Below are 16,954 nucleotides of genomic sequence, written 5' to 3'. Positions count from 1 at the left end.
GGGCCGTCGCGCCGCCACGCGCGGCTGTGATAAGGTGAAGTCTTACGGGAAGCCCCAATGGCCACCACGCAGCCGACCGCTCGCCTCCTCGTCCTCGCCCTCGCCGCGTGCAACGGCGGCGACTCGCCCGCCGACTCTGCCACCGAGACCGGCACCACCGAGGGCCCGAACCCGACCTCGACCACGGCCGGCGAGAACACCGAGCAGCCGACCACCACCGGCGCCGACGGCTTCGGCCCCGAGCAGGAGTTCGTCCTGCGGCTCAACGACGACCCGGTCCCGCCGCTCAAGCTCAGCATGAACAAGGCCGAGGCGGCCCAGCTGTTCGGCGACACCGCCAAGGAGATCAAGCTGCTCGACATCGAGTCGGGGACCCTCCTGAAGAACACCCTCGACACGATCAAGGGCGCCTGCGGCACCGGCTGGAAGGCCGACAGCGCCGACCCGAAGCACGACTGCTCGGGCACCGACTTCAAGGGCCCCGACAACACCTGGGAGACCAGCGCCGAGTACTCGCTGATCCGGATCCTCACCATGACCCCGGCCAACGCCAAGGTCGAGGGCACCTCGATCGACGGCATGCAGGGCCTGGCCGACGGCCTCGGCATCGGCGGCGGCTTCAGCCAGATCCTCGCCGAGACCCTCGGCATCCAGCGCACCGAGGAGTTCATCACCACCCCGGAGCTGGTCGTCGCCCTGCAGCGCAACCTGCTCGCCACCCACCCGCACATCGGCGGCGACGGCACCTCGCTGCCGCTCTACCTCGACGACGCGCTGCAGGACCTCACCACCCTGGCCGCCAAGCTCGGGCCGATGGGCGGCCACCCGGGCATCGTCGACCCGAGCTTCCCGATCACCAGCGAGTGCCTCACGCCCGAGTTCGCCATGAACATCGAGGCGGCCAGCAACCTCCGCCTGCTCGACGGCATCGACCTGTCCAAAGGGAAAGATTACATGTCGACCGTCGTCGACGTGACCGGCCCGACCTACGGCGAGCCGCTCGAGTTCGACTTCAACGACCCGGCCAAGTTCTCGATCGTCGGCGTCGCCGACGAGCCGCGGGTCGACCTCCGCTTCGCCATCTCCGAGCACGACGACTTCATCAACTCGTGCGCCGGCGACGACGCCTGCAAGCAGAACCTGCCGGAGAACGTCGACCTGGTGAAGGCGACCTGGCCGGGCTCGGCGTGGGCGATCGAGCCGTGGCTGCTCGAGAGCGTGATCGTCGCCGGCGGCCGCGAGAAGTACAAGAACCGGATCTTCGACAAGTGCTACGAGGTCCTGTTCTCCTGCAACCTCGGCGCTCACATCTACGTCGGCCCCGACCCGCCGGGCTGGGCCCTGTTCGACGTGTTCCTCAACCTCGGCAACCCGCCGAAGGACCAGTACGTGTGGGAGCTGATCAACGAGGTCGCGCAGATCGCCCTGCACACCCCGCCGAGCATCGACATCCCCGAGGGCGAGGCCGACGTCGCCTTCACCCTGCGCGACATCGACATCGGCATCACCGGCCCGCAGATCGCCGAGTCGGTGCGGCCCTACTTGCAGGAGCAGGCGCCCAAGATCGCCGACCTCCTGCTCGGCGACTACTGGAAGAACAACGGCCCCGTCGACTTCTACTACCGCCGCGGCGGCGACGGCCTGCCCTACCTGTTCTACGTCGCGTCCGACGACCTGCCGCCGAACGCCGATTACAAGCACCCCAACCCCGGCTTCTTCACCTGTCCCGAAGTACAGCCGAGCTGCAAGGCCTCGGCCACCGACCTCGCCGGCGCGGGCGACGCCATCCGCGAGAAGCTGCGCCTCGACCCGGGCGAGACCGTCCTCTACGTGCAGGACGACACCGGCACCCTGTACCGGACCCGCTTCCTCGTCCCCGAGGGCGACGCCAAGGAGATCACCGTCCGCGTCGCCGCCTTCGAGTGAGGCCGCGACCTCACGCGCCGATGCGCGACATCCGCTCGTAGGCCTTCTGGCCGTCGTAGTGCGACACGAGCCGGCGCAACGCGTCCTCGAACAGGGTCTGCAGCGCCGGCTGGGTCGTGCTGGTCGCCGTGATCGGCACCGTGCTCTCGGCCGTGCCCTGGTAGATGAACGCGTCGGCCGGCGCCCCGTAGGCGCGGATCCGGAAGCTCCACTGCATGCGCACGTAGACCCCCGACGGCGTCCCCGGCCCGCGCGTGCCCACGAAGCTCGACAGCGAATTCACCAGCACCTCGCCGGTGAGGAAGATCCCGCTCGGCGCCGGCAGCGACGGCGGCCCCACCGTCACCGTCGAGAACAGCTGCGTCATCGTCCGCTGCAGGTCGCGCTCGACGAACGTGTGCAGGCCGTGCACCTCGATCGGCTTCACCCCCTGCCCGAGCGCCGTCATCGTGTCGGGCAGCTTGGCGGGGTCGAGGATGATGAACAGCGGGTGCTCGATCCGCCGCAGCTCGCCGGGCTGGGGGATCTTCGTCTCCATCTCGGCGACGTACACCGGGTGCATCGAACAGGCGGCCACGGCCAGGGCCAGAGCCAACAGGGCGGGTCGGAGCGGACGCATGACCGGTCGAGGTTAACAGATCTGCCTCGAGCGGTCGCAGTCGCCGCCAGCACCGACCCGCGGACGTCGAGCGCCGCGCGACCAAAAAGCGAAGGCCAGGGGTCTTTTGGACCTCTGGCCTTCATTCTTCGGTGAGCCCGGTAGGAATCGAACCTACAACCCAGGGATTAAGAGTCCCTTGCTCTGCCAATTGAGCTACGAGCCCGAAGCGGCCCCCCTTCTACACGATCCCCATGGGGACGCAACAGGTATTTTCGCCGCGAGCGAGGTCCGGCCCCCCCGTCCCCCCGGGGAATAGCGGCCAGAGCGGTCTTGTTCGTGCCTTCAGAGCCATCAAGAGCCACGAACTCGCGAACGACTCGACGAACCGTGCGCTAGCGCATGGATAATCGAACAACCCACGCTGCCTCGCCATGCGCCAACGCCGACCCTGCTTCGCCCTCCTATCCCTGCTTTTTGCCTGCGGCCCCGGCGATCCCGGCGGCTCCGACACCGAGCCGCTGCCGGCCACCGGTGGCGACGCCACGGGCACCGCGCCCGCGGAATGTCCGGCCGACCTCGAGCCTTTTGCCACCCACGAGGAGTACGCTGCGGCGCTCGCGGAGGCGACCTGCGCCAAGCTCGCGGCCTGCGACTGCTCCGGGGTCCCGAGCACCTGCGTCGAGGACCAGACCGCCAAGAACATCGGCCGCAACAAGGTCTACCTCGCGGCCGGCAGCGTGTTCGACCCGCTGTGCGCGCGCAAGCTGGTGCTGCGCCACGAGTGGACCTCCTGCGACGTCGACGAGGCCTCGCCGTGCGGTACCTGCGAGGACTTCGTCGGCACCCGCGCCGAGGGCGACACCTGCGACTTCATCGCCGACATCGTCGACCCGTGCGGCCCGCACCTGTTCTGCAACGGCGGCGTGTGCACCGGCCCCGTGCCGCCCGTCGACGGGGGCGACAAGTGCCGCGAGGGCGAGCAGAACGTCGGCTTCTGCGGCGCCGACCAGATCTGCGACTTCGACCAGAACATCTGCGTCCCCAGGCCGCAGCTCGGCGACCCCTGCCGCGACGGCTGGTGCGGCGGCCTCGATCTCTGGTGCGACACCAGCGACAGCCCCACCGGCATCTGTCGGAAGACGCGGCCGGCGGGCGAGCCGTGCAGCAACCTGGGCCAGTGCGACAACCTCGCCTGCGTCGACAACGTCTGCAGCGCCGACCCGCGGTACTGCGTGTTCAACAACAACTGACGCCGGCCCGACCTCGCGCAGCCCCACCCGCGACCTCGCATCGCGTACCATCGCGGCAATGTCCCCCGCGGCGCATCAGCGGCTGTTCGCCGGCCTCGCGGTCGCGCTGATCGTCCTCCACGTCGACACCTGGAACGCCGGCCCTGGCCCGCTCGTGCTCGGCTGGCTGCCGTGGGACCTCGCCTATCACCTGGCGTGGATGGCCGCGGCCACCTTTCTGGTGTTCTACATGACCTCGGGCGCGATCTGGCCGGAGGACCCGGACGACCCGTGATCTCGCCTCTCACGACCTGGCCCGAAGACCAGGACGCATCATGAGCTCGCTCGCCGCGATCGGCCTGGTCGTCGCCGTCTATCTCGCCGTCACTCTGGTGATCGGCGCCGTCGCCTATCGCCGCACCGCCGGCACCCCCGAGGATTACTTCCTCGGCGGCCGCGCCGCCCGCACCTTCGTCCTCTTCATGGCCCTGTTCGGCACCAACGTCACCCCGTTCGTGCTGCTCGGGATCCCCGGCCTCGCTTATCACCAGGGCGTCGCGGTGTTCGGCCTCAACGCCGCCATCGTCGGCCTCGGCATCCCGCTGACCTTCTTCCTCATCGGCGAGCCCGCCCGTCGCGCCGCGCGTCGCCTCGGCGCCATCACCCCGGCCGAGCTCTACGCCGAGCGCTTCGGCTCGCCCGCGGTGGGCCTGGCGCTGTTCGCCGCCTTCTTCCTCTACACCCTCCCGTACATGGTCACCGCGGTGATCGGCGCCGGCCTGACCGCCGAGGTCCTGACCGAGGGCAACCTGTCCTTCGGGGCAGCATCGGCCCTGATCCTCGGCATCACGATCGCCTACACCGCGCTCGGCGGCATGCGGGCCACCATGTGGACCAACGTGTTTCAGGGCGCGACCTTCCTCGGCTTCATCGTCGCCGCCTTCTTCTTGATCGCCGATCGCCTCGGCGGCCTCGGTGCGGCCACCGCCGCCGTCCAGGACCGCGCCCCGCACCTCCTCGAAAAAACCACCGCCGGCGCCTTCGCCCCGGGCCCGTGGGCCTCGTGGGCGCTGGCGATCTCGCTGACCGTGATCGCCTTCCCGCACATGCTCGTGCGGGTGTTCGCCGCCCGCGACGCCGCCGCGCTCAAGAACGTGTGCCGCCTGTACCCGGTCGTGCTGGTGGTCCTGTGGCTACCGGCGGTGCTGTTCGGCGTGTGGGGGGCGGCCGAGATCGCCGGCCTGCAGGGCAAGGCCAGCGACGCCATCTTCCCGCTGCTCGTCGCCCGTCACTTGGGACCTGTCCTTCAGGGCATGGCGCTCGCCGGCGTCCTCGCCGCCGTCATGTCCACCCTCGACGCCCAGCTGCTCACCCTCTCGTCGATGCTCACCCGCGACGTCCTGCGCCGGCTCCTGCCCGGCCTCGCGCCCGCGCGCGAGGTCGTGGCCGCGCGCCTGTTCACCCTCGCCCTGTCGGCCGCAGTGTTCGTCCTCGTGCTCGCGCGCCCGGCCTCGCTGTTCGACATCGCCGCCTTCAGCTTCTCCGGCTACGTCACCCTCACCCCCACCTTGCTGCTCGGCGTCCGCTGGCGTCGCTTCACTGCCACCGGCGCCATCGCCTCGATCGCCGCCGGCAACCTCGCTCTCGGCCTCGCCTTCGCCGGCATCCTCCCCGCGCCCTTCGGCGTCCTCCCCGTCGCCTGGGGCCTGGTCGCGGCCATCGCCGGCGCCCTCGTCGGCACCGCCCTGTCCCGCCCCCCACCCTCCCACGTGGTCGCCAGGGCCCTCGGCCCGGCCTGAGACCTCTCAGTCATCACCGCTCGCGGAATTCAACGTGGCGTCAGGCCGGCTCTTGTCGCAACGCAGCGCGAATCTTCTTGAGGGCATCGTGCTTGAGCTTGCGAACATGACCGGGCTTGAGCTCGAGCGCGTCGGCGATCTCCGTGTTCTTCAAGCCGTCGAGCACGCGGGCGAGCACCTCTTGTTCAAGCAAGTTACACTCTCGCTCGAGCAGTCGGACAACTCGCGCCCACTGCTGGCGCTCGCTCATCAGGTCGGCGAGATCGACGGCATCGACGGGTTCGGAGAAGGAGTCGAGCCCGAAATCTCGCGTACCGAGGGTCTTTCGAATCCGATTGCGCAGCACGCCGAAGATGAATCCGGCAACGTTCGGGCTCGGGTGTCGCAAGACCTCGGCCCCCCGCTCGAGTAGGACGATCCAGGCATCCTGGACCAGGTCGTCCGCGTCGGCTGTCCGAGCGAGGTTACGGCGCACATGGCCGACGAGCCATGCTAGGTGGCGCTTCGCTAACTCTTCAAATGCGTCTGCGTCGCCGGCGAGGAAGGCCGCGAGCAGCGCCTCGTCGGAGCGTCGCATGTGAGGAAGGCCCCGCGCGGGCTGCAGCGAGGGACGCCAACCCGAGCTGTGCAATCGCCGGAAGACCGCGGCGCGCAAGGCTGTGAGATCCTCTGCGACCGGCGCTTGCGCCTGCATCGCGACCTTCAGCAGAGATTCGACGAACGACATCGGCGTGTGGCTATCGACGGTTGATCCATGCTGCGTATTGCAGCACCATGGGGTGATGGGGGTTGACAGCGGCGAGCAAGGGAACGGCGTGTGCGAGTCGTCCTCGAGCTTCGTCATGCTGCTGAAGGCGCAAGAGCACCATCGCCAGCGCGGCTTCGATCTCTGCAGAGTGGTACTGCTCGAGGCTTCCGAAGCATCGCTCCTCGATGTCGAGGGCTCGGCGGAGGAGCATGACGGCGTCTTGCAGCTTGCCTTCGACCAGACAGACCATGGACAGGCTATGGAGGCCGGACGAGACGTCGAAATGCTTGCTGGCACCATGGAGCTCGATCGTGATGGCGAGAGATCGCTCCAGCGCGGCTCGAGCACCCCGGAGATCCCCCTGCTGAAAGAGAATATTGCCGAGGACGTGCAAGCCGGCGGCAATCGACCGATGGTCGTCGTCGACGTGCAGTTCGAATTTGATTTCGAGGGACCGCTCGAGAGCGGCGCGAGCGGCTGCGAGTTCGCCTTGAGCCAGAAGGACGCCACCCAGGGCATGGAAGCCGGAGGCCACGTACGGATGCTTCTCGGTGCCATGGACTTCGATTTGGATCTCCAATGCGCGCTTGAGATGGTTGTATGCGGAGGCGAGGTCGCCCTCGGTCTGAAGGACGCAGCCTAACGCGTACAAGCTGGTGGCGATCGATGCGTGCCTGTCAGTGCCGTACACCTCGAGCTTGACGGCGAGCGCACGGGCAAACGCGGCGCGAGCGGCCGGCACATCGCCTGATGCGAGGAAGACATCCCCGAGCGCGTGCAGACAGACCGCGACGGAAAGGTGTTTTTCGGTGCCATGGACCTCCCTCTCGATGGCGAGCGCGCGCTCAAGGGCGGCTCGAGCAGCCGGTAGTTCCCCCTGAGCGAGGAGAACTCCGCCCAGCGCCTGCAGGGTCGCTGCAATATCCGGATGATTCTCGCTGCCGAACAACTCCGCTTTGATCGCCAGGGAGCGCTCGAGTGCTGCGCGTGCAGCTCCGTAATCGCCCTGTGCTGTGAGTACACTCGCCAATACGTGCAAACCGGCCGCGACCTCCGGGAATTTGTCACTGCCGAGAAGCTCAGCCTTGATGGCCAGAGAGCGCTCGAGAGCGGCGCGAGCACCAGGGAAGTCGCCTTGATCGTCGAAGACGATCCCGAGAGCATGAAGACAGACCGCGACGGACAGGTGCTTGTCGGTACCGTGTACCGCGACCTGGATCTCCAGCGCTCGCTCGTGGATAGCGCGGGCCGCGGGCAGACGACCCTGTGCGTGCAGGACACCGCCTAGCGCGTGGAGACACGCCGCCACCTCCGGGTGATTCTCCGTACCATGCGCCTCGATCAACCTGCGCAAGGCGTTCTGCAGCAGATCGTGCGCGCGTTGCGTGGGACCCGCGGCATAGTTCTCCGCGTCGCCAACCCACAGGGCTCCGAACGGGGAATCGGGCAACGCGGCGAGGTGCTCTTCCGCCCGCTGCAGATTCTCGGCATAAAACCCCGACTCATGCAATATGAGGTGGATGTCCCGGCCGGCTTGGTCCGCGAGCTGCGCGTGGCGGCCGGCGAGCGCGTGGCGCCACGAATAACCCACGCGCTCGAAAAACGCGGGCGAAGCCTCGTCCGCGTGGGCAACTTGCCACCAGTAGCGCGACGCGATGCTGTGCCAATGCTCCGGCCGCTCGGCCGTGAACTTCGGTTCGACGAGCGGACTGACGCGATAGGCACGCTGTCCGTCGAGCTCGCCGACCTCCAACAAGCCGAGATTCGCCAGCGCCACGAGGTCGCGGTCGAGGTCGAGCGTCAACCCTTCGGTGAGCTCGACGAACGCGTCGACCGGAACTGCGACCTCGTAGACGCGCACACGCTGCAGAAAAAACTGCACGTCGGAGCCGACAGTCGCGCGCGCCTCCTCGTGGGCCATGTGCCGGAGGAACAGGCTTGCGAGCTCGTCGTGCTTTGCTTGCCGCGTCTCGTCCCCGGGCTCCCACACGGGTACGGTCGCGGCCGCCCGCGCGGCGATCGTGACCAACTCCTCGGAGGTCTTGCGGCTCAGCAAGTCGCGAGCCCAGCTCAAGATCCTGCCGTTGCGACCCAAGCGCGCCGCGAGGAGCTCCCACTGTCCGAGGGAGACCGGGATGTGCTCGCTCGCTGATGGACCTCGCATCCACAACTTCCGCACAGAAGCGGGCTCGAGCGGTCCCAGGCGGAGTTCGCCGAGCACTGTCGGCTCAGGCCCGGGTACGGCAAAGATCGCCGTCGTCGTGATCAGCAGTTTGGGCCGGCCGAGCTGGCATGCCGGCAGAAGCGTGTCCAACAACTCGGCGGCGTAGGGGTGCAAGCGCGACGGGCCGTCATTGCGGAGCTCGATGTTCTGCTCGAAGTCATCGAAGATCAGCACCAGCCCGCGGTCACGCCAGCGAGCGAGCACCCGACGGACGCGCAGCAAGACCGACTCTTTCACCGACGCCAGGATCTTCTCGGCCTCGGCATCATGCCAGTGATCGATCGCCAGCCGCTGGAAGGCGCGGACCACGCCCGTGTCGTCGAGCGCACCATGGAGGACGATCATGCCCAGCTCAGGGTCGTGCTGGCGGACTCGCTCGACGGCGCGCGCGACCAGGCACGACTTGCCGACTCCTTTCATCCCCCACACCACGAGGCCAGCGACAGCACGCTGTGCCGCGCCGTCGTGCTCTGCAAACATGCCGTCGCGAAGCAGGCGGACGATGCGCTGCAGTGGCCGCCGCCGGCCAACGAAGCCACGACGCAGTACCCGCATCGGACTTCGCTCGAGGAATTGATAGGTTGCCGAGGCGTCGATCAGCGCGGGCAGAGGTGGCGCTTGGCGGTCGATGCGGACTCCGGCAGCTCCGCCGGTGACCAGCGCAAGCGTCGTCCAGGTGTGACTCCGCTGCGGACTCTTGGCTTCGCGCCGGCGCAACAAGTCGCGGGCGAGCTCGACGGCCATCGGCAGCGGCCTGCCAGCGGCGAGCTGCTGGTAGATGTCGCTGGTCACTTCCGTCGCCTGGTCGTCGCGCACCGGCCTCGTCCATCCCAGCACAGCCGGAACCCCTGCAGCCACCAGCTCGACTGCGAAGCTCGGCATCGCGTCTCGGGACTCGGCGCTGTGGCAGTTCGACAACATCACGATCGATGGCATCGATTCCGCGCGCCGAAGCGCTTCGATGAGCGATGCGGGCGAGACATCGGCGGGCGTACCGTCGAGGTTACGCCGGCGCATGCCGGTGTCGTCTTCCATCACCAGCTGTGGTCCGTGCGAGGTCATCAGACCGTGGCCGGAAAGATGCACAACGTCGTAGGACTCGAGGAGCAACGCCCTCATGAGGTCTTCCAGCGTGCCATCTTCGACGACGCGGACCAGTGCCCGGCCGGCTTGAACGAAAGGCGCGAGCACCTCGAGGAAGCGCTCTTCCTCTCCCTCAAAGTCGAGCACGGGCTCGACGTCCCGCGGTGAAAAGGCCATGTAGAGGATCCGCAGCCCGGAGTGCGGTAAGGGATCCGGCACGACCGAGTTTCGCGGCCCGAGCTGCAGCACGACGGCGAAGCGATACCGACCGTGCTCCTCTGCGTCCGCGAAGGACAAGAGATGCCACCCCATCTGCGTCGCCGGGTGCTCACGGAGAGCATCGTGATGCTTGGCAAGTGCCCGCACTGAGACGAGCAGCGCCATGCCCCCTTGCTCGGCTTCTTCGATACGGCGAGCCAGTGCTCGCTCTGCTCCATCGAGCAGGTCGTAGAGCTCGGCACTGGCCGCCAGTCTCGCCGCCTGAACACGCGCGACGTCGTGAGTCTGCTCGGCGTCACGGACGTCCTGCATACGAGTAAGGAGCCTGCGCACCTGAGGAGGTGACACGCGGCGTGGCGCCTGCCCGGGTCCCTCCATCCAGGAGAGGTGGAGCGCGCCATCTTCGCCTAGATACAGGTCGACGAGTGCGGTGCAAGAGGATGCGGGGGAGGATGGAGAGTTCGGGATGGAGCTGCGCATGAGCGTTGCCCGGTTCATCCGAGTTCTGCCCGGAACGTTACGACGACCCGCATATTTTTTGTCGCCGCCGTGGACCGGTACGGCCGATCCGCCTTCCATCCTCTATTTCGGCGTGCGGCTGCCGCTCATAGGACGGCTACAGATCGCGCGAGCCCGGCCGACCGGGCCCGGCGTATCCTCTCAAGGTGAAGTCGCGCGTCCTCCTCGCCCTCCTCGTCAGCTGCACGCCGACCGCCCCGGGCAGCAGCGACGCATCGGGCGGCGAGCCCACGAGCACCGGCAGCGGCAGCACTTCAGGACATGTCTCAGAGACCAGCTCCGACCCGACCACATCGACCACCACCTCCGACGCGACGACCACCACCTCCGGCCCCGGCACCAGCGGCACCACCGGCCCCGTCGCGGTGTGCGGCGACGGCATGCGCCAGCCCGGCGAGTTCTGCTTCGCGCCCGGCGTCCACCTGCCGACCGGCCCGCGCCCGGTCGCAGTCGCCGTCGCCGACCTCGACCTCGACGGCGACGAGGATCTCCTGCTGGCCGACTTCGATGCCGGCGACCTGACTATTCAGACAGGTGACGGCCACGGTCAGTTCACCGCCGGCCCTGACCTCCCGGCCTTCCTGCACCCGCGCGACGTGATCGCCGGCGACGTCGACGGTGACGGCCGCCTCGACCTCGTGTTCGCCGACCCGGGCGTCGGTCTCGTCGGCGTCTACCGCCACGTCGGCCCCGGTCTCGTCTACGACCCGCCGCAGCCGGTCAAGGCCGGCAGCGAACCGCGGGCCCTCGCCGCCGCCGACCTCGACGACGACGGCCTGCTCGACCTCGCCGTCGCCGACGAGTCCGGCGATGCAGTGCTCGTGTTCCTCAATTCCGGCGGCGGCGAATTCGCCGACCCGGTCGTCTACCCGGTGGGCGACGAGCCCTACGACGTCATCGTCGCCGACGTCGACGCCGACGGCCGCCTCGACCTCGTCAGCGCCGACCAGAACCAGGCTCGCGTCACCATCCTCCTGTCCGATGGGCCAGGTACCTTCGTCGACGCCGGCCAGCGGTTCGTCAACCCCGAGCCGCGCCGGCTCGTCGCCGCCGACCTCAACCTCGACGGCCTGCTCGACCTCGCCACCGCCAGCTTCACCGCCGATCACCTGTCGATCTTGCCCGGCCTGGGCGGCGCCGAGTTCGGCGAGTACATCCCGATCCTCCTCGGCGAGGGCCTCTACGCCGTGATCGGCGCCGACCTCGACGGCGACGGCCCGCCCGAGCTCGTCGCAGTCGACCACACCCGGGGCGAGCTCGTCGTCATCACCGGCCTGGGCGTCCAGGACATCGTCGACATCGCTCGCTTCGACGTCGGCGCCGGGCCGATGGACCTCGCCGCCGCCGACTTCGACGACGACGGCGCGCTCGACATCGTCACTGCGGACGCCTTCGGCGCCGGCGCGACCGTGCTCCTCGCCGACCCGTGATCGGCCGTCCGCGGGCCGACAACCGGCTCCGGGGCAGGTTCCCGGCGACTTCGCAGGTCGTCGCCGCGGCCCGTCCCGGCGCACGTCCACGCGAAGTTTTTTTGCCGCGAGGAACCGGAGCGCATCACCCGTGTCTCGGCCCCCGTCGATTTCGGAGAGCCGTCATGCATCGCACCTCGCCCGTCCGTCTTGTCGTCCCGCACTACTTCGTCTCCCCGCAGCGCGCCCGCCTCACGCGCCTGCTCCCCGCCGCGGTGGCCCTCCTCGGCGCGCTGCTCCCCGCCTGCACCCCCGAGCCGACCATCGACGACATCGTCAGCGAGGGCGGCTACTCGACCAACCGCTTCCTCCGCGCGATCGCCAAGCCGGACACGATCGAAGAGGAAGACCCGCCCATCGAGCACGAGAACAGCGACGACGAGGCCGCGGGCAGCGGCCAGCGTCACAAGGGCGAGGAGGGCAAGATGGGCAGGCCCACCTCGAAGAGCAAGTCGGGCCTCTACGCGATGAAGGGCCCGAAGGACGCCATCCCGCAGATGGCCAGCGGCTTCGCCGGCCTCACCGGCACCGAGATCGGCGAGGGCTACGGCGTCGGCGGCCTCGGCCTCGTCGGCACCGGTCGCGGCGGCGGCGGCACCGGCGAGGGCACGATCGGCAGCCCCTATGGCAGCGCCTACGCCGTCGGCAACGACGACGCCGACGTGTGGGGCGGCCTCTCCGGCCACGACGTCGCCGGCGGCCCGGGCGGCGATCGCTACGCCAAGGTCCAGGAGGCCGCGTGGACGCTGACCCACGCCGCGCCGCTGTCGACCTTCTCGATCGACGTCGACACCGCCAGCTACAGCAACGTCCGTCGGTTCCTCGGCGACAACTGGCTGCCCCCGCCGGACGCGGTGCGCGTCGAGGAGATGATCAACTACTTCGACTACGCCTACCCCGCGCCCGAGGGCGACCACCCGCTCGGCGTCGGCGCCGAGGTCGCGCCGTGTCCGTGGAAGAAGGGCCACCAGCTGGTGCGCGTGCACCTGCAGGCCAAGAAGATCGAGACCGACCGCGTGCCCGCGCGCAACCTCGTGTTCCTGGTCGACACCTCCGGCTCGATGAGCGACGACGACAAGCTCGGCCTGGTGAAGAAGGGCCTGTCGCTGCTCGCCGAGCAGCTGCGCCCGGAGGACCGGATCTCCCTCGTCACCTACGCCGGCGACACCCACGTCGCCCTGCCGACCACGCCCGGCAGCGAGAAGCAGACGATCCTGCGCGCCATCGATCGCCTGGGCGCGGGCGGCGGGACCAACGGCGGCGCCGGCATCGCCCTGGCCTACGCCGAGGCCCACAAGCACTTCTTCAAGGGCGGCATCAACCGCGTGCTCTTGGCCACCGACGGCGACTTCAACCTCGGCCTCACCGATCACGACGACCTGGTCAAGCTGATCGAGAAGGAGCGCAAGACGGGCGTGTTCCTGACCGTGCTCGGCGTCGGCCGCGGCAACTACAACGACCGGACGATGGAGCAGATCGCCGACCACGGCAACGGCAACTACGCCTACCTCGACTCCGAAAAGGAGGCGCGCAAGGTGCTGGTCGCCGAGGCCAGCGGCACGCTCGTCGCGGTCGCCAAGGACGTCAAGCTGCAGGTCGAGTGGAACCCCAACCGCGTCGCCGGCTATCGCCTGCTCGGCTACGAGAACCGGACCCTGACCGCCGAGCAGTTCAACGACGACAAGAAGGACGCCGGCGAGCTCGGCGCGGGCGACAGCGTCACCGCCCTCTACGAGGTCGTGCCCGCCGGTCGGCCCGTGCCCGGGGCTGCGGTCGACAACCTCAAGTACCAGCGCCCCGCCGGCCCCGCCGACGCCGAGCTGCTGACGATCAAGGTCCGCTACAAGCAGCCCGACGGCGACAAGAGCACCAAGTTCGAGTCGCCCGTCACCGAGGCCCGCGCCGACTGGGACGAGGCCTCGCCGCAGCTGCGCCTCGCCGCCGCCGTCGCCGCCTTCGGCCTCAAGCTGCGCGGCTCGCCCAGCATGGAGAAGTTCGACCTCGCCGCCGCCCGCTGGTGGGCCCAGTCGGCCGAGCTGCCCGACCCCGAGGGTCACCGCCGCGAGTTCGTCGCGCTGGTCGACAAGGCCCGCACGCTGATGAACCGCGAGACCGTCCACAGCCGCAGCGCCCTGCCCTGAAGTACAGGGCGCTCGAGACAGGAACCTCGGGACAGGCCCTTCGGGGCATGTCCCGAGGTCTCGCTTCACGGGTTGGCGGCCGCGTAGGCGTCGATCGCGGCGTGGTGGCGCTGCTTGTCGTCCTGGCCGAGGAAGCTGGCGCTGAAGCTGTTCTTGGCCAGGGCGATCACCTCGTCGCGCGTCAGCCCGAGCTCGCGCGCGCAGGCGGCGTAGTTGTCGCCGATGTAGCCGCCGAAGTAGGCCGGGTCGTCGGAGTTGATGGTCACGAGCAGGCCGCGGCGCATCAGCTCCTTGAGGTTGTGCTGGGCCAGGTGCGGGAACACCCGCAGCTTGATGTTCGACAGCGGGCACACCGTCAGCGGTACCTGCTCGCGGGCCAGCCGCTCGACCAGCGCGTCGTCCTCGAGGCAGCGCACGCCGTGGTCGATGCGCTGGGCCTTGAGCACGTCGAGCGCCTCGAGGATGTAGGCCGGCGGGCCCTCCTCGCCGGCGTGGGCGACCACCGGGAACAGCGCCTCGCGGGCCTCGACGAACACGTCCTTGAACTTGCTCGGCGGGTTGCCCGACTCCGACGAGTCGAGGCCGACGCCGCCGATCCACGGGCGGAACGGGACCGCCTGGTGGAGCGTCTCCATGGCTGACTCTTCGGACAGGTGCCTCAAGAAGCAGAGGATCAGCTTCGACGTGATCCCGAGCCGCTTCTCGGCGTCCACCTGCGCGCCGTGGATCCCCGTCATCACGGTCTCGAACGGCACGTCGCGGCGCGTGTGCGTCTGCGGGTCGAAGAACAGCTCGACGTGGCGCACGTTGTCGCGCGCCGCCCGCTCGAAGTACGCCCACGTCAGGTCGTAGAAGTCCTGCACGTGCTGCAGCACGTCGGCGCCCTTGTAATAGATGTCGAGGAAGCTCTGGAGGTTGTGGAAGTCGTACGCCTTGCGTAACTCCTCGACCCCCATCCATGGCAAGGCGATGCCGTTCCGGCGGGCCAGCGAGAACATCAATTCCGGCTCCAGGGTGCCCTCGATGTGGACATGAAGCTCGGCCTTGGGGATGCCGCGGATGAATGTCTCGAGACGATCGGCCTGGGTCATCGGGTGCTCGGACCTTTTCAGCCCCTTTGGGGCGTTGTGGAGTTAGGTGCCCCGCAGGGCACTCGCAGTCAAACTCTGTACTTGGATGTCAGCGCAGGAGCAGGTGGCGGCGCAAGTCCTCGCGCGTCGGCCCTCGGCGCGGTTTGATTTCGAGCCTGCCGAGGACCCGCGCGCAGGACCCGGCACGCGCCGATGAACCCTGTTCTGTGGCCGCGCCGCCGCAGCCCCGGGAACGATGTGATTCGATCGGTCAGGGGATCGCGCAGAACTGCGGCGACTGCGCGAGCGCGCCGGACCCGCCTTCATCCTCCGACCTCCGCAAGTCCCGCCCGGATGTCCGCGAGCGCGGCCTCGATGCGGTCGCGGTGGGTGCGGAACGAGAGCACGCAGATCCGCAGCACGAAACCGCCGCGCACCACGGTGCCCGTCAAGTACACCCGCCCGCGCCGGTTGATCGCCGCCAGCCAGCGCCGGTTGTGCGCGTCGAGCTCGGGCCCGTCGCCCATGCCCGCGGGCACGTGGCGGAACGCCAGCAGCGACAGCTGCGGCGCCACCAGCTCGACGTCCGGCAGCTCGCGCAGCGCCGCCGCGCACACCTCCGCCAGGTCGAGCTTCTCCTCCAGCGCCCGCGCGAACACCTGCGCCCCGAGCAGCTTCAGCGGCAACCACACCCGCAGCCCGCGAAAGTCCCGCGACAGCTCCGGCGACAGCTCGCAGTAGTCGACGAAGTCCGGGTCCTCCTGCATCGGCGGCAAGTACTCGGCCGGCGAGCCGTGGGCCCGCCGCAGCGCCGCCGGGTCGCGGGCGAGCAAGCAACCTGTCCCATAGGGCAGGAACATGCCCTTGTGCGGATCGAGCGTGACCGAGTCGGCCCGCTCGATGCCCGCCAGCGCCGCCCGCCCGCGCGCGGTGAGGCAGAAGAACCCGCCGTAGGCGGCGTCGACGTGCAGCCACAGGCCCTCGCGCGCCGCCAGCTCGGCCAGCGCCGCGAGGTCGTCGACCGCCCCGGTGTTGGTGGTGCCCGCGTGACCGACGATGAGGCACGGCCGCAAGCCGCGGGCCCGATCGTCGGCGATCGCCGCGGCCATCGCCGCGACGTCGACGCGGAAGCGCTCGTCGACGCCGATCTCGCGCACCTGGTCGCGGCGGAACCCGGCCAGCCGCGCCGCCCGCTGCACCGAGTGGTGCGCCTGCTCCGAGGTGTAGAGGACACCGTCGTCGAACCGCTCGCCGAGCCGCTCGCTCCGCGCCGTCACCACCGCCGAGAACGTCGCCAGCGACCCGCCCGTGGTCAAGAACCCGCCGCTCCCGGCCGGCAGCCCGACGATCTCCGCCAGCCAGCGGACCGCGTTGCTCTCGAGCTGCACGAGCCCCGGCGCCGCCTGCCACACGCCGACGTAGCGATTGGTGGCGTCGGCGATCAGGTCGGCAACCGCCGCCAAAAACAGCCCGCCGCCGGGGACGTACGCCAGGTAGCCGGGGCCGGCGGTGTTGAAGCTGCACGGGACTGCCCGATCGAACAGGACCTCGAGGACATGCTCGAAAGCACATCCTTCTGCCGGCAGCCCCTCGCGCAGGCCGCGGGCCAGCGCCGCCCCGCCCTCGACGGCGCAGGCGGGCATCGCCGGCAGCGCCTCGATGTGCGCGCCGATCCTCCGCATCGCAGCGTCCACCAGCGCCCGCATCGCCGCCGCGTCGGGTTCGAGCTCGGGCGTCGGAGAGTCGGGCGGAGGCGTCGCGCGCACGCCCCGGGCGTACGCCAAGCGCGACGAAAACACCAGCCACGCGGCTCACGAATCGCCCCGCTCGTGTCCCCCCTTTTCCCGAATTTCTCCGGCCGACGAGCGCCCACGAGATCGCTGGCGGCCCCACGCCCCCGCGCTGCGCCCTCCTTCGCCGCCGGAC

The 16,954-nt window shown here is 69.3% G+C and carries 11 protein-coding genes and 1 tRNA gene; 6 read left to right on the top strand and 6 right to left on the bottom strand.

The genetic code is table 11. The features are described from left to right. Positions 1 to 57: 57 nt before the first annotated feature. Positions 58 to 1,926: a hypothetical protein gene (locus tag O0S08_RS12675; RefSeq protein WP_269039359.1), complete on the top strand. Its 1,869-nt coding sequence runs from the start codon at positions 58 to 60 to the stop codon at positions 1,924 to 1,926. Between the two features lie 10 nt (positions 1,927 to 1,936). Here O0S08_RS12675 and O0S08_RS12670 read toward each other — a convergent pair whose 3' ends face one another. Together O0S08_RS12670 and O0S08_RS12665 are read right to left on the bottom strand one after the other, a co-directional pair. Continuing rightward, entirely contained in the window at positions 1,937 to 2,545 is a 609-nt protein-coding gene (locus O0S08_RS12670) for a hypothetical protein (RefSeq protein ID WP_269039358.1), read from the bottom strand. A gap of 132 nt (positions 2,546 to 2,677) precedes the next feature. Further along, positions 2,678 to 2,750: transfer RNA gene (locus O0S08_RS12665), tRNA-Lys, on the bottom strand. Between the two features lie 208 nt (positions 2,751 to 2,958). On the opposite strand from O0S08_RS12665, the gene O0S08_RS12660 reads away from it, so the two are divergent. The 3 genes from O0S08_RS12660 to O0S08_RS12650 are packed head-to-tail and all read left to right on the top strand — an operon-like array spanning position 2,959 to position 5,555. Continuing rightward, entirely contained in the window at positions 2,959 to 3,777 is an 819-nt protein-coding gene (locus tag O0S08_RS12660; RefSeq protein ID WP_269039357.1) for a hypothetical protein, read from the top strand. Between the two features lie 58 nt (positions 3,778 to 3,835). After that, on the top strand, positions 3,836 to 4,051 hold the full coding sequence (locus O0S08_RS12655; RefSeq protein WP_269039356.1) for a hypothetical protein: 216 nt from the start codon (positions 3,836 to 3,838) through the stop codon (positions 4,049 to 4,051). 40 nt (positions 4,052 to 4,091) lie between these two features. Then, positions 4,092 to 5,555 (top strand): sodium:solute symporter family protein, encoded by a 1,464-nt coding sequence (locus tag O0S08_RS12650; protein WP_269039355.1) that lies wholly within the window; start codon positions 4,092 to 4,094, stop codon positions 5,553 to 5,555. Positions 5,556 to 5,595: 40 nt separating this feature from the next. Here the strand turns inward: O0S08_RS12650 and O0S08_RS12645 are convergent, their stop codons facing one another. Together O0S08_RS12645 and O0S08_RS12640 are read right to left on the bottom strand one after the other, a co-directional pair. Then, positions 5,596 to 6,282, bottom strand: a complete 687-nt coding sequence (locus O0S08_RS12645; RefSeq protein WP_269039354.1) for an RNA polymerase sigma factor — start codon at positions 6,280 to 6,282, stop codon at positions 5,596 to 5,598. Positions 6,283 to 6,292: 10 nt separating this feature from the next. Beyond that, positions 6,293 to 10,141: a tetratricopeptide repeat protein gene (locus tag O0S08_RS12640; protein WP_269039353.1), complete on the bottom strand. Its 3,849-nt coding sequence runs from the start codon at positions 10,139 to 10,141 to the stop codon at positions 6,293 to 6,295. 353 nt (positions 10,142 to 10,494) lie between these two features. Here O0S08_RS12640 and O0S08_RS12635 point away from each other — a divergent pair, with 353 nt between their 5' ends. Both O0S08_RS12635 and O0S08_RS12630 read left to right on the top strand, forming a co-directional pair. After that, positions 10,495 to 11,778 (top strand): FG-GAP repeat domain-containing protein, encoded by a 1,284-nt coding sequence (locus O0S08_RS12635; protein ID WP_269039352.1) that lies wholly within the window; start codon positions 10,495 to 10,497, stop codon positions 11,776 to 11,778. Positions 11,779 to 11,942: 164 nt separating this feature from the next. Further along, complete coding sequence (locus O0S08_RS12630) at positions 11,943 to 13,958, top strand: vWA domain-containing protein (RefSeq protein ID WP_269039351.1); 2,016 nt, start codon at positions 11,943 to 11,945, stop codon at positions 13,956 to 13,958. A 65-nt stretch (positions 13,959 to 14,023) separates the two neighbouring features. Here the strand turns inward: O0S08_RS12630 and O0S08_RS12625 are convergent, their stop codons facing one another. Further along, the gene (locus O0S08_RS12625) at positions 14,024 to 15,049 is read right to left on the bottom strand and encodes an adenosine deaminase (protein ID WP_269039350.1); all 1,026 of its coding nucleotides are present in this window, start codon (positions 15,047 to 15,049) and stop codon (positions 14,024 to 14,026) included. 302 nt (positions 15,050 to 15,351) lie between these two features. After that, a complete protein-coding gene (locus O0S08_RS12620; RefSeq protein WP_269039349.1) occupies positions 15,352 to 16,794 on the bottom strand; it encodes a pyridoxal phosphate-dependent decarboxylase family protein in 1,443 nt (480 codons plus the stop codon). Between the last annotated feature and the right edge of the window lie 160 nt (positions 16,795 to 16,954).

The organism is Nannocystis punicea (assembly GCF_026965555.1).
In the GTDB taxonomy this organism is placed as follows: domain Bacteria; phylum Myxococcota_A; class Polyangia; order Nannocystales; family Nannocystaceae; genus Nannocystis; species Nannocystis punicea.
Note: the sequence above shows the minus strand (reverse complement) of the source record. Positions and strands in the feature narration are given on the sequence as shown.

What these genes read in the sequence shown, in the direction of transcription:
- O0S08_RS12675 (WP_269039359.1), top strand. Translation starts at nt 58, where the DNA reads ATGGCCACCACGCAGCCGACCGCTCGCCTCCTCGTCCTCGCCCTCGCC.
- O0S08_RS12670 (WP_269039358.1), bottom strand. Translation starts at nt 2,545, where the DNA reads ATGCGTCCGCTCCGACCCGCCCTGTTGGCTCTGGCCCTGGCCGTGGCC.
- O0S08_RS12660 (WP_269039357.1), top strand. Translation starts at nt 2,959, where the DNA reads ATGCGCCAACGCCGACCCTGCTTCGCCCTCCTATCCCTGCTTTTTGCC.
- O0S08_RS12655 (WP_269039356.1), top strand. Translation starts at nt 3,836, where the DNA reads ATGTCCCCCGCGGCGCATCAGCGGCTGTTCGCCGGCCTCGCGGTCGCG.
- O0S08_RS12650 (WP_269039355.1), top strand. Translation starts at nt 4,092, where the DNA reads ATGAGCTCGCTCGCCGCGATCGGCCTGGTCGTCGCCGTCTATCTCGCC.
- O0S08_RS12645 (WP_269039354.1), bottom strand. Translation starts at nt 6,282, where the DNA reads ATGTCGTTCGTCGAATCTCTGCTGAAGGTCGCGATGCAGGCGCAAGCG.
- O0S08_RS12640 (WP_269039353.1), bottom strand. Translation starts at nt 10,141, where the DNA reads ATGCAGGACGTCCGTGACGCCGAGCAGACTCACGACGTCGCGCGTGTT.
- O0S08_RS12630 (WP_269039351.1), top strand. Translation starts at nt 11,943, where the DNA reads ATGCATCGCACCTCGCCCGTCCGTCTTGTCGTCCCGCACTACTTCGTC.
- O0S08_RS12625 (WP_269039350.1), bottom strand. Translation starts at nt 15,049, where the DNA reads ATGACCCAGGCCGATCGTCTCGAGACATTCATCCGCGGCATCCCCAAG.